Source organism: Herbidospora mongoliensis (genome assembly GCF_001570545.1).
Lineage (GTDB): Bacteria > Actinomycetota > Actinomycetes > Streptosporangiales > Streptosporangiaceae > Herbidospora > Herbidospora mongoliensis.
In genome coordinates this window covers 193,180-205,162 of sequence record NZ_BBXD01000009.1, presented here as the reverse complement: position 1 = coordinate 205,162, position 11,983 = coordinate 193,180, and the positions used below count along the sequence as shown (strand labels likewise).

Genomic DNA, 11,983 nt, shown 5'->3' with positions numbered 1-11,983 from the left:
TCTATGTAACCCCTGTGTAACATCCTGGGTTACCTAACTAGGCATAAGGGAACGAAACGGACAAGGAGGGTCGGCATGGACGCTGAGATCGACGAAGACGTTCGCCCGGAATACCCTTTGAGCTGGCAGGCCATCGCGGCCAACGGGTTGCTGATGGGCACGATGAAGCCCATCTCCGCGGTGCTGCTCCGCACCACCACGAGTTTGATCCTGGCCAACCGCCTGATCGAACTGGGTGGTCGATTGCCCGGTCTGGTGCCGGCCACCGTTTCGATCGAAGAGGAGTCCTTCGGCGCGTGCTCGGGGGAGTGGGTGCGGGGCTCGGGGCATCCCGACTCCGACCTGGCCGAGCTCGACGAGAACAAGGTGGTCCTCTACCTCCACGGAGGCGCCTACTTCATCTGTTCTCCAGTGACGCACCGGCCGATCACCTGGCGGCTCTCCGCCGTGACCGGGCGGCCGGTGCTGGCTCTCGACTACCGCCAGGGGCCCACCCACAAGCTGGCCGAGTCGCTGGCCGACGCGCTCGACGCCTACCGGGCGCTGCTCGATCGGGGGTTCCCGCCCGAGGGCATCATCTTGGCCGGTGATTCGGCCGGGGGACATCTCACCCTGGCTCTGCTGCTCAGCCTCAGGGACAACGGGCTGCCGCTTCCGGCGGCGGCCATTGTTCTGTCTCCCTGGGCCGACCTGAGCGACGAGCGCAAGAAGGCCAACCGCTGGGCCGACCCGATGCTCCCGGCCGGCCGGGTGGAGTGGCTGTCACGCCGCTGGACCGAGGGCCTGGACAACCGCGACCCGCTGGTCTCGCCGGTCTTCGGCGACTACACGGGCCTGCCGCCGCTGATGATCGTGACCAGCACGACCGAGGTGCTGCGCGAGGAGGCCCACCGGGTCGCCGAGCGGGCCCGCGCCGACGGCGTTTCGGTACGTTATGAGGAATGGCGCAGGATGCCCCACGTCTTCGCCATCCTGGCCGACATCCTCCCCGAGGCCCGCGAGGTCTTCCCGCACATGGGCACCTTCGTCGAGGCGGTCGAGGCGGCGGCCAAGGCGTCGAGCGGAGACACCGCCGCAGCTTGAAGCGAGACGCGGACGGCCGAAGGCCGGTCGTGGCTCGCGTGGGGAACCTGCCTCAAAAAGCAGGTGTGACTGCTGATTCCGCTGTGACCTGCGGATAGTTACCCCCAGGTCGTAGTGACCTAACCCGTTATGCCGCTTCTGCCTAGTTGGAGGCGCGGACCGTTCCATCCGGCCACAGTGTGCTGTGCGTACTTCTTTGATCGGAGAGGTAACTTCCGGATGGCACGAGGCGGAACGGGCCCCCAGAACGGCATGCCGCCCGGCGTGCGACCGCTGACGGTGGGAGACCCGGTCATCATTGGCCGATATCTGCTGCTCGGCCGTCTGGGCACCGGTGGCATGGGCGTGGTCTATCTCGCGGAGCCGCCGCAGGGCGGTTTCGTGGCGTTGAAGACGCCCCACCCGATGCATCTCTCCGACGCGACCTTACGCGCCCGGTTCACCGAGGAGATCGAGTTCTCCCGCCGCGTGGTGCCCTTCTGCACCGCCGCCGTGATCGAGGACGGCAGTGATCACGACCGCCCCTACCTGGTCACCGAGTACATCCCCGGGCCCGGCCTGGCGCAGGTGGTCTCCGCGCGCGGCCCGCTGACCCCCGACCTCGCCTACGGCGTCGCCCTCGGCACCGCCGCCGCACTGGTGGCCACCCACCACGCCGGGCTCGTCCACCGCGACCTGAAGCCCGGCAACGTGCTGCTTGCCCCGAGCGGCCCGTTCGTGATCGACTTCGGCATCGCCCGCGACCTCGACACGCTGGCCGCCCACACCCAGGCCGGGCAGATCATGGGCAGCCCCGGCTGGGTCGCGCCCGAGCGGCTGACCGGCGGCCCGGCGATCCCCGCCTCCGACATCTTCGCCTGGGGCTGCCTGATCGCCTTCGCCTCGACCGGCTACCACCCGTTCGGTGCGGGCGAGGCCGAGGTCGTGATGCGCCGCATCATGCTGGAGGAGCCCAGGATCGCGGCGGTGCCCAAGCTGCTCTGGGACACCGTCAACGCCGCCCTGCGCAAGGAGCCCGCCGAACGCCCCGACGCCGCCGAACTGCTGTCGGCGCTGCTGGCCGCCGGAGGGGTCGGCCTGCCGCCCGACTCGCGGGTGGCGGTCGCGGAGGTCATGGAGGAGATCTGGCAGCCGGTGCCCTATCCGCGCAAGGGCGAGATCAAGGACGTCTCCTCGCGGGCCCTCGCGGTCGCCGAGACGGGCGCCAGGAACCGCCGCCGCCGGACCGGCTCGACCACCCAGCATGCCGGTTACGCCGCTTTGGCCACGGTGACCATCGCGGCGTTCACGGTCGTGGCGGCCACGAGCTCTCCGGCGGGCGGAGTGCAGACCGCCGAGCCGCCGCCGGCGGTACCGATGGTCGTGCTGCCCAACGAGGGCGTGGCGACGCCGGAGGTGCTGGGCACGTCCCGTCCACCCGTCGAGGGCGAGGTGCCGCCCGGCGGAGAGACGGGCGCCGAGGTCACCGTGACCGCGACCCGGACGATCACCCCGACGTGGCCGCAGGGCCAGGACCCGTGGGGCACCACCTTCCCGACGCCCCCACCGGGGGAGGGCGGCTGGACCCAGGGCCCACCCGACAATCCGGGCCCGACGAAGGGCCCGACGACCAACCCGACGCCGACCCGCCCGGTCCCGACGGGCGGGATCACCACGGAACCGCAGTGGGGCGACGAGGAGTCCCCACAGCCGTCGGAGAGCCCGTCGGCGTCGCCGTCCCCCTCGCCGTCGCCGAGCCCCTCACCGTCTCCGTCGCCTTCCGGCGGGTGATCAGTCGCACTCCTGGGTCGACACGGGCTCGGTGGCGGTCCGGCCCTGCTCGGCCGGGCGGCCGAGCTCCTTCGCGCTGAGCGCGTAGCCTTTGACGGGATTACCGGTGTCAGCGGCGTAGACCATGCCGGTGACCATTCCGCCGGAACCAAGCATCGGCGCTCCCGCGAGACCCGGCTCGACCTTGGCCAGCACGACGAGCACCTCGCGCTCCACCTCGTGCTTGTGGTAGATGTCGTTGCTCACCGCCGGGGTGACACGGTCGACCCTGCCCGGCCTCTCGGTGAAGTGCCCGCCCTTCTGGTAACCGGCGAAGGTGAAGTCGTCGCCGTCGTCGGCGGGAGCGAACCTCAGCGGCCGGGCCGTCAGCCCCGGCACCCGTAACACGGCGACGTCACGGTCGGGGTCGAAGACGACCACGGTGCCCTCGTGGTGCCTGCCGTCAGACCCGGTCACTGTGATCGGGGCGGTGCTTCCCGCCACCGCGTGGGCCACCGTCATGACCCGTTCGGGCGCGTAGACGAACCCCGTCCCTTCGGTCCTCTTCTTGCACCCGGCGGCGGTGGCGAGGAGCATGACCACGTTGGGGTGGCTCGGCGCGGCCGCCGGTGACGGTGCCACCGCTTGAGCGGTGGGAGGGGGCTCCTGCCCACAGGCCGTCACGGCGGCGAGCACGGCGAGTGCGAGTAACTTCTCGATCACGTGCCGGAGCCTAGTGCCCGGTGGTGCGACCCCGCCGTCGCTGAGACGTCAGATCCTTCGAGGGTGACCTGCGGCGGCGGCGGGGCCGGGCTTCTAGTGGAACTGGTCCTCCTCGGTCGACCCGCGCAGCGCGGTGGTCGAGGAGTCCGGTGAGATGGCCGTGCTGACCAGGTCGAAGTAGCCGGTGCCGACCTCGCGCTGGTGCTTGGTGGCGGTGTAGCCGCGCTTCTCGGCGGCGAACTCCGCTTCCTGGAGCTCCACATAGGCCGTCATGCCCTCTTCGGCGTAGCCCTTGGCCAGGTCGAACATGCCGTAGTTCAGCGAGTGGAACCCGGCCAGGGTGATGAACTGGAACTTGTACCCCATGTGGCCGAGCTCGCGCTGGAACTTGGCGATCGTGGAGTCGTCCAGATGCTTGCGCCAGTTGAACGACGGCGAGCAGTTGTAGGCGAGCATCTGGTCCGGATAGCGGTCCTTGATCGCCTCGGCGAACCGGCGGGCGACGTCCAGGTCCGGCGTGGCCGTCTCCATCCACAGCAGGTCGCTGTACGGCGCGTAGGCGAGCCCCCGCGCGATGCACGGCTCGACGCCGTTGCGCACGTGGTAGAAGCCCTCGGCGGAACGTTCCCCTGTGGTGTAGGCCTGGTCGCGCTCGTCGACGTCGCTGGTCAGCAGGGTCGCGGCCTGGGCGTCGGTCCGCGCGATGACCAGAGTGGAGACGCCGCACACGTCGGCCGCCAGGCGCGCCGCGTTGAGCGTCTTGACGTGCTGGGAGGTCGGGATCAGGACCTTCCCGCCGAGGTGGCCGCACTTCTTCTCGGAGGCGAGCTGGTCTTCCCAGTGCACGCCTGCCGCGCCGGCGGCGATCATGCCCTTCATCAGCTCGAAGGCGTTGAGCACGCCGCCGAACCCGGCCTCGGCGTCGGCGATGATGGGCGCCATCCAGTGGGGCGCGTTGTCGTCGCCTTCGGCCCAGGTGATCTGGTCGGCCCGCAGCAGCGCGTTGTTGATCCGCCGGACCACGGCGGGCACCGAGTTGGCGGGGTAGAGGCTCTGGTCGGGGTAGGTGTGGCCGCCGAGGTTGGCGTCGGCGGCGACCTGCCAGCCCGACAGGTAGATCGCGTTGAGGCCGGCCCTGACCTGCTGGACCGCCTGGTTGCCCGTGAGGGCGCCGAGGGCGTTGACGTAGTCCTCGGTGTGTAGGAGGTCCCAGAGGCGCTTGGCGCCGAGCCGGGCGAGGGTGTACTGCTCCTGGACGGAACCGCGCAGCCGCACGACGTCGTCTGGGGTGTAGGTGCGGTCGATGCTGGACCACCGGGGATTGGTGTCCCAGTCATGACGCAGCTCGGCAGCGGCTGACCTGAGGCGTTCCGACATCATCTTCCGGTCACTCCCTTGTTGCGTTGGGTCGTCACCTGGGGTGCTTGGTACGAGTTTGTGTTGATGTCAAGAGATACGACAAGTCGAGATGTCTAGAAATATGGCCAAATCTTCGCGAGGACGGAAATTCGTGCCCGTATTGACGCGAGAAGAAACGTGGAATTTTTGATTTGGACTAGACCAATCGATGTGAGCTGAGTCACTGGGCCTGGAAGATGTCCTGAAATTCCGCTTATTCTGAAGAGATGCCCTCCGTACTCAGCGAAGAACCGCTGTCTTTGACGCAGGAGATCGACCTGCTCGCGTTCGGGCAGCGCCTCAAGCACCTCCGCCGCCAGCGCGGCCTCACGCTCTCCGACCTCGGCGAGCGGGTCGGGCGCGCCCCCAGCCAGCTGTCCCTGCTGGAGAACGGCAAGCGGGAACCCAAGCTGTCGCTGCTGAAGTCACTCGCCGCGGCGCTGGGCGTCCCGGTCGAGGAGCTGCTGCGCAGGCAGGCCCCCAACCGCCGCGCCCAGCTGGAGATCGCCCTGGAGGAGGCCCAGCGCGACCCCCTCTACACCTCGCTCGGCCTGGCCAGGCTCAAGGTCTCCGCCCGCGTGCCGAACGACGTGCTGGAACACATCCTCGGTCTGTACGACGAACTCAAGGCCCGCCAGGCCAAGGGCACCGCCACCCCGGAAGAGGCGCGGGCCGCCAACGCCGAGCTGCGCCGCAAGCAGCGCGAGGCCGGGAACTACTTCGAGGAGATCGAGCGCGCCGCCGCCGAGGCCCTGCTCGCGGTCGGCTACCGCAGCGGCGCCCTCTCCCAGAGCACGATCCAGGCGCTGGTCGCTCACTACGGCTTCACCGTGCACACCGCCCCCGACCTGCCGCGTTCGGCCCGCTCGGTGACCGACCTGCGCAACCACCGCATCTACCTCAAGCACGAGCAGCTCGGCATGCACACCCCGCGCACGATCCTGCTCCAGACCATCGGCCACATCGCGCTGGGCCACCACAAGCCGCGCGACTTCGCCGACTTCCTCCGCCAGCGCGTGGAGGCCAACTACTTCGCCGCGGCCGTGCTGGTCCCCGAGGCGGCGGCCGCCCCCTTCCTGCTGGAGGCCAAGCGCGACCGCGCCCTGTCGGTCGAGGATCTGCGCGACGTGTTCGCCGTCTCCTACGAGATGGCCGCCCACCGCTTCACCAACCTGGCCACGCACCACCTCGACCTCGTCTGCCACTTCGTGCGCAACGACGCCGGGGGGATCATCTACAAGGCGTACGAGAACGACGGGATCGTCTTCCCCGCCGACGAGCAGGGCGCGATCGAGGGCCAGCGGCTCTGCCAGCAGTGGTCGGGACGCCAGGTGTTCCGGTCGCCCGATCGCTACTCGGTCTACCACCAGTACAGCGACAGCCCCACCGGCACCCACTTCTGCATGGCCCACGTCGACCCGTCCCACGAGAAGGACTTCGCGATCACGCTGGGCGTGCCGTTCCGGGAGTCGCGCTGGTTCCGGGGCCGCGAGACCACCCGGCGGACCAAGTCGAACTGCCCCAACGGCGACTGCTGCCGCCGCCCCCCGGCCGAGCTGGCCCAGCGCTGGGAGGGGTTCGCCTTCCCATCGGCGCGGGCGAACTCCCACGTCCTGGCGGCGCTCCCGCCCGGTTCGTTCCCCGGCGTCGACGAGGTCGACGTGTACACCTTCCTCGAACGCCACGCCGCCGATTAGAACGGTCACGCCACCCCATAAGGTGTGTCCGTGACGTTCAGGGGGGAGGGCGGGCGTGCTGCCTGAGGTGCTGGCGTGGTCGGGCGGCCGGTCGTCGTCCGCGTCCGACTGGCCCCTTCCGGCGCTGCTCGCGGCCAAGGGGGCCACGACGATCAGCGTCGTCCTCCCGGCCAGGGACGAGCGGGAGACCGTCGGCGAGATCGTCGCCGCGATCCGGCGCGACTTGGCGGGTCTGGTCGACGAACTCGTGGTGATCGACTCCCGGTCGACCGACGACACCGCCGCCGTGGCCTCGCGGGCGGGCGCGACCGTGATCGCCCAGGACGAGATCCTGCCCGACCTCAAACCGCTCGACGGCAAGGGCGAGGCCCTCTGGAAGTCGCTCGCGGTCACCAGCGGCGACCTGCTGGTCTTCATCGACTCCGACCTGCGCGAGTTCGAGACCTCCTTCGTGACCGGCCTGCTGGGGCCGTTGCTGACCGACCCGACGGTGGCGTACGTGAAGGGCTGCTACGACCGCCCCTTCGGCGCCGAGCAGACCGGCGGCGGCCGGGTGACCGAACTGGTCGCCCGCCCCCTCATCAACCTGCACTGGCCCGAACTGGCCGGCTTCGTCCAGCCGCTGTCGGGGGAGTACGCCGGCCGCCGCACCGCCCTGGAACGGGTGCCCTTCGTCACCGGCTACGGCGTCGAGCTGGGCCTGCTCATCGACCTGCTGGATCTGTGCGGCCTCGACGCGCTCGCCCAGGTCGATCTCGGCCGCCGGGTGCACTCCCACCAGTCGACCGAGGCTCTCGGCGGGATGGCCGCGCAGATCATGCAGACCGCCTGGTCACGGCTGACCGGGGTGCCGCTGGGGAGCAGCCAGCTGCGGCTGACCCAGTTCCGGCGCTCTCCTTCGGGGCACGAGCCGGTCGAACACGATGTCTCCGTCGCCCAGAGACCTCCGATGGTGAGCGTTCTATCCTGAGCTGGTGCCAGATGCCTGGTTTCACGCGCTCAGCTCCCAGCCCCATCCGCTGACGGTTGAGGAATACGCGCTACTGCCCGAGGATCTTCGGATCGAAGTCGTCGACGGTTACGTGGTGCACCGCCCGGGACCCGACCGGCGGCACCAGATCGTGGGGCGGCATTTGGCCGACCTCCTGGAGAAACACGCCCGCGAGGCGATGAACCGGGGCTACGGCTGTCTGACCGTGGCCAACTCTCTGGATGTGCGGCTGCGGGACGTGCCGCTGCACGTGCGGCGGCCCGACGTCGTGCTCTTCCGCTGCCTCGACGGGGAAGAACCCCTGCGGCCCGTCGACGTGGTGCTGGTCGCGGAGATCGTCGAGGCAGGGTCGGAGACCACCGACACGGTCGGCAAACACGCCGAATACGCGCGGGCCGGGATCCTGCACCACTGGATCGTGCGGCTCGACTCCGGCGGGATCGCCCTGGTCGAGCGCTATCGGCTGGATCCGGCGACCATGACGTACCGGCACATCGGCACGCTCATGCGGGACGAGGGCGGCGCCCCGGAGGTCAGCACGCCGATCGCGATGGTCATCGACTGGCCGGAGCTCCAAGAGTCGCCGCCAGCTGGGCCGGGCTGAGCCGGGTCGAGCCCATGTAGTACAGGACCGTTCCCCGGCGCAGTTCGGTGTGCCAGGGCGGGTTGACCAGCAGCGTCGTGCCGTCGCGGGCGGCCAGCAGGGTCGCGCCGTGGTGGCGGCCCAGGGCGGTCTGGCAGTGTTCGACCGTCACCGGGCCGAAGGTCAGCGGGACCGAGTAGGTGTCGGCGCCGCCGTGGGTCATGAGCTGGGCGTAGATGTCGCTGATCCCGGGGTCCTTGAGCTCCTCGGTGATCATGTGCGGGGTGTGCCACTGCACGCAGCGGAGCTTCTCACCGACGTACCGGACATGCCTGACCCGCGACAGATCGCGCAGCGCCACCACCAGATGCGCGGTGGTGATGACGTGGTCGGCGGTCAGCGCGACGGCGAGGGCCTCGTTGTCGTCGCGGGCGTCGACCAGCACGCTGTGCGCTCGGTGGACGCCGGCTCGTTCCAGGGTCTTCTCGTCGGCCAGGTCGCCCCGGACGAACTCCACGTCCTTGTCCGGCATCGGGTGGTTCTGGACGTCGTCCCAGGCGCAGACGACCACTTTCGTCCCGTCGGCGGAGAGCTCGTCCACCATCGTTTCTGTACGCCCCGGGCTGTACCCCAGCAGCACGATGTGCCCGGACAGGTGCACCGAGATCTGACCGTGCATGCGCCGTCCCCTCGTTTGTTCGAGCCGGGTGGCCAGCCGGGTGAACAGCGACGTCAGGGCCGCGATGCCGCCGACGATCACATAGACGCCCACGACGTGGCCGGCCGCCGACTCGGGGAACAGGTCGCCGTATCCCACGGTCGCGGCGGTCACCACGAAATACCACCAGTAGTTTCCCGGTGAGGTGATGTCGCTCCCCGGCTCGGCCAGCAGCATGAGCGGCCAGCTCGTCGCGTAGACGACGGCCAGCACGAGGACGGGCGTCCACCACGTGCTGATCCGGGCCAGCAACCGCGCGAGGAAGATCGGCATATAAACCCCATTCCGGTGCAGGTCACCATATATGGAGCCGCGCCAGAAATGGAGGAGCCGTGAGCCTCCCGGCGGCGCCCGGGAGACTCACGGCTCAGCTTTACGGTCAGGGATACGAGACCACCTTGGCGGGGATGGTCGCCGTGCCCTGAGCGGGTCCGCCGGTCGTGTTGATCACGTGGTTGATGATTCCGTTGCCGCCCAGCGAGACGCCCAGCAGGCTGTGGAACTTCACCGTGGGTCTGATCGGCACTTCGAAGACCCGGTCGACCTGGATGGTCGGGTCGACGTTGAAGTAGACGTAGGCGCCCATGCCCCAGCCCTCGTGGACCTGGACGTTGTCGCCGACCTTGTAGGCGGCCCAGCCCTTGACCGTGCCGTTCATGTAGGCGGCCTGGTTCGGCGGGTCGTACGCCTTCTCGTTCTGGAAGAAGATCGTCCGGCCGCGCTCGCCGTACCACTCGACGTCGTACTTGCGGTAGTGCTCGACGAACAGGCCGGTGGCCAGCACGTCGTCACCGTTCACGATCAGGCCGGTCTCGGCCGTGTTGACGTTCCAGCCGATGCCCTCGCCGTGGTCGCCGCGCCACAGCCAGGTGTGGTCGATGATCACGTCGTCGCTGTTGACGATCACGCTGACCTCGGCGTTGCCCGCGAAGGCGCCGCCGATGCGGACGAAGACGTCCTGCAGCGTGGTCGGGTTGGCGGCGTGGTCGGCCGAGGATCCGGGCGGGCCGACCTCGATCAGGACGGGCGACTTCTGCGGTCCGGCGTCGATCAGGAAGCCCGCGAGGCGGACGCCGTCCACGTCGGCGACCTTGACGGCGACCGAGGCGTTCTCAGGAATGATCGTCGCCAGGCCGAGGCCCAGGACGACGGTGTTGGCCCGGTTCACGTTGATCGGGGCGGTCAGGCGGTAGATGCCCGGGGTGATCAGCAGGTTCAGGCCTTGGGCCAGCGCCGCGTTGATCCGCGCCGCCGAGTCGCCGGGCTTGGCCACGTAGAACTGGGTCAGCGGGAGCGAGGTGCCGGGGGTGGCGCCGTTCGCCCAGCTCTGGCCACGCGCGTTGGTGCGGAGCGAGGGCACGAAGACGCGGTAGGCGCCGGAGCCGTCGACGTACAGATAAGGCTTCTCCCGCGAGATCGGGGTGTTCTGCAGCGTGGTGTAGACGGGCTCGGGGAAGCCGTTGGCCGGAGCCCCGACGACGCCCGAGAACACCATGTTCCACACGCCGTTGGTCCAGCTGCCGATGGTGGAGTCGCGGGTGTACCACTGCTGCTGCGAGTAGGGCCCGACGGACCCGTCGACGCGGCTGTCGGCGATGTAACCGCCCGACGCCCAGCCGTAGCCGGTCGGCGCGAGGTTCAGGTTGCCCTTGATCCACATGCGCCGGAACGGCGCGGCCTGCGACACGGCCCACTGGTTGGTGCCGCCGGTCGGCTGGATCGACAGGTTCTCGGTGGAGCGCCAGAAGTTCTGCGTGGCGTTGCCGCCGAACCAGCCGGCGTCGACCGTGACGCCGCCGTTGATCGTCACGTCGCCGGGGTTCTGCCCGAGGCCGTAGATCGAGGTGTAGAACCCGACCTTGGCGTTGACGTTGTAGGTTCCGGGCTTGAACAGGAAGGCGTGGCGCCCGGTGCCGAACTGCGCCGACTCCTGCTGCGTGAACACGGAGTCGAGCTGGCTCTGGATCGTGGCCGTCGGGGTGCCCGGGTCATAGACGTGGACATTCGAACCGAGGTCCCCGCCGCCCGTGATCGGGCCGCCCGGGTCACCCGGGTCGACGGGACCGCTTCCGGTGTAGACGGCGACCTCCCAGAGCGAGTAGCCATAGCCGGTGGCGCGGGCTGTGCCGTTCACTCTGATGTAGCGGCCGTTCCCTGTCACGGTGTGCGACTGCACGCCGCCGGTCGACCCGGTCACCGACTTGAGGGTGGTCCAGGTGGTGCCGTTGGTGGACGACTGGAGCTGGAAGGCGGAGGCGTAGGCCCCTTCCCAGCGCAGGTCGATCTTGCAGATGTCCTGGGCGGTGCCGAGGTCCACCTGCACCCACTGCGGGTCGGCCGCCAGGCTCGACCAGCGGGTGGCGTTGTTGCCGTCGAACGCGGCGGAGGCCGGGAACCCGGCGCCCTGCAGCGAGGAGGCGGAGGCGGGCTTGTTCAGGGCCGCGTTGGTCGTCCCGCAGGTCCCGCCGCCCGGAGCGTCCGGCCCGAAGACCTGGAACTCCCACAGCGAGTAGCCCCACCCGGTGGCCCGGGTGACGCCCTGCATCCGGACATACCGGTAGGTCCCGCTCACCGCGTAGGTGTCGGTCCCTCCGTCACCTCCGGTGACGTTCTGGACGTCGGTCCAGGTGGTCCCGTTGCTGGAACCCTGGATCTTGTACGCGTTCCCGTAGGCGCCCTCCCAGAGCAGGGTCACCCGGTTGATCGCCTGCGCCGACCCGAGGTCGACCTGCAGCCACTGGTCGTTGGTGTAGAGGCTCGACCAGCGGGTCGCGGTGTTGCCGTCGACGGCCGCCGAGGCCGGCGTCCCGCCGTTCTCGGCGGATGATGACGTGGCCGTCTTGCCCTGCGACAGCAGGACGTCGGCGAAGGCGGGACTGGCCGGTAAGGCGACCAGCATCGCGGCTATGGCCGCCGACGCGGTGCCCCAGGCGACAAGCCTAGGCAGACCTCTCATGCGTGTTCTCCACAGTGAAGGGGGGTGTGAAGGGTCTTTCTCTGTGCCTTATTTCGATCCTTGATTTAACTTAACGGGAACATGA

9 protein-coding genes are annotated in these 11,983 nt (G+C 69.3%); 5 read left to right on the top strand and 4 right to left on the bottom strand.

Features of this window, described 5'->3' with window-relative positions:
- The first annotated feature begins 75 nt into the window (after nt 1-75).
- Together AW272_RS05370 and AW272_RS05365 are read left to right on the top strand one after the other, a co-directional pair.
- Complete coding sequence (locus tag AW272_RS05370) at nt 76-1,083, top strand: alpha/beta hydrolase (RefSeq protein WP_066361473.1); 1,008 nt, start codon at nt 76-78, stop codon at nt 1,081-1,083.
- 219 nt (nt 1,084-1,302) lie between these two features.
- On the top strand, nt 1,303-2,853 hold the full coding sequence (locus AW272_RS05365) for a serine/threonine-protein kinase (protein WP_169807494.1): 1,551 nt from the start codon (nt 1,303-1,305) through the stop codon (nt 2,851-2,853).
- Here AW272_RS05365 and AW272_RS05360 read toward each other — a convergent pair whose 3' ends face one another.
- The gene (locus AW272_RS05360; RefSeq protein WP_066361467.1) at nt 2,854-3,555 is read right to left on the bottom strand and encodes a trypsin-like peptidase domain-containing protein; all 702 of its coding nucleotides are present in this window, start codon (nt 3,553-3,555) and stop codon (nt 2,854-2,856) included. It abuts the gene before it with no gap.
- A gap of 93 nt (nt 3,556-3,648) precedes the next feature.
- Nucleotides 3,649-4,932, bottom strand: a complete 1,284-nt coding sequence (gene aceA / locus AW272_RS05355; protein WP_083958036.1) for an isocitrate lyase — start codon at nt 4,930-4,932, stop codon at nt 3,649-3,651.
- A gap of 248 nt (nt 4,933-5,180) precedes the next feature.
- On the opposite strand from aceA, the gene AW272_RS05350 reads away from it, so the two are divergent.
- The 3 genes from AW272_RS05350 to AW272_RS05340 are packed head-to-tail and all read left to right on the top strand — an operon-like array spanning nt 5,181 to nt 8,245.
- Nucleotides 5,181-6,650: a helix-turn-helix domain-containing protein gene (locus tag AW272_RS05350; protein WP_066361463.1), complete on the top strand. Its 1,470-nt coding sequence runs from the start codon at nt 5,181-5,183 to the stop codon at nt 6,648-6,650.
- A 55-nt stretch (nt 6,651-6,705) separates the two neighbouring features.
- Nucleotides 6,706-7,620 carry a glucosyl-3-phosphoglycerate synthase gene (locus AW272_RS05345; RefSeq protein WP_066361461.1) on the top strand — a complete coding sequence of 305 codons (915 nt, stop codon included), beginning with the start codon at nt 6,706-6,708 and terminating at the stop codon, nt 7,618-7,620.
- Between the two features lie 4 nt (nt 7,621-7,624).
- On the top strand, nt 7,625-8,245 hold the full coding sequence (locus AW272_RS05340; protein WP_218010796.1) for a Uma2 family endonuclease: 621 nt from the start codon (nt 7,625-7,627) through the stop codon (nt 8,243-8,245).
- On the opposite strand, the gene AW272_RS05335 is transcribed toward AW272_RS05340, so the two are convergent.
- Both AW272_RS05335 and AW272_RS05330 read right to left on the bottom strand, forming a co-directional pair.
- Nucleotides 8,196-9,215, bottom strand: coding sequence for an ion channel (locus AW272_RS05335; protein ID WP_066361459.1), 1,020 nt, complete (start codon nt 9,213-9,215; stop codon nt 8,196-8,198). The genes AW272_RS05340 and AW272_RS05335 overlap by 50 nt on opposite strands.
- A 106-nt stretch (nt 9,216-9,321) precedes the next feature.
- Nucleotides 9,322-11,898 carry a discoidin domain-containing protein gene (locus AW272_RS05330; protein ID WP_066361457.1) on the bottom strand — a complete coding sequence of 859 codons (2,577 nt, stop codon included), beginning with the start codon at nt 11,896-11,898 and terminating at the stop codon, nt 9,322-9,324.
- Between the last annotated feature and the right edge of the window lie 85 nt (nt 11,899-11,983).

Coding starts and splice junctions, on each gene's coding strand:
- AW272_RS05365 (WP_169807494.1), top strand. CDS start 1,303: ATGGCACGAGGCGGAACGGGCCCCCAGAACGGCATGCCGCCCGGCGTG.
- AW272_RS05335 (WP_066361459.1), bottom strand. CDS start 9,215: ATGCCGATCTTCCTCGCGCGGTTGCTGGCCCGGATCAGCACGTGGTGG.
- aceA (WP_083958036.1), bottom strand. CDS start 4,932: ATGTCGGAACGCCTCAGGTCAGCCGCTGCCGAGCTGCGTCATGACTGG.
- AW272_RS05330 (WP_066361457.1), bottom strand. CDS start 11,898: ATGAGAGGTCTGCCTAGGCTTGTCGCCTGGGGCACCGCGTCGGCGGCC.
- AW272_RS05370 (WP_066361473.1), top strand. CDS start 76: ATGGACGCTGAGATCGACGAAGACGTTCGCCCGGAATACCCTTTGAGC.
- AW272_RS05350 (WP_066361463.1), top strand. CDS start 5,181: ATGCCCTCCGTACTCAGCGAAGAACCGCTGTCTTTGACGCAGGAGATC.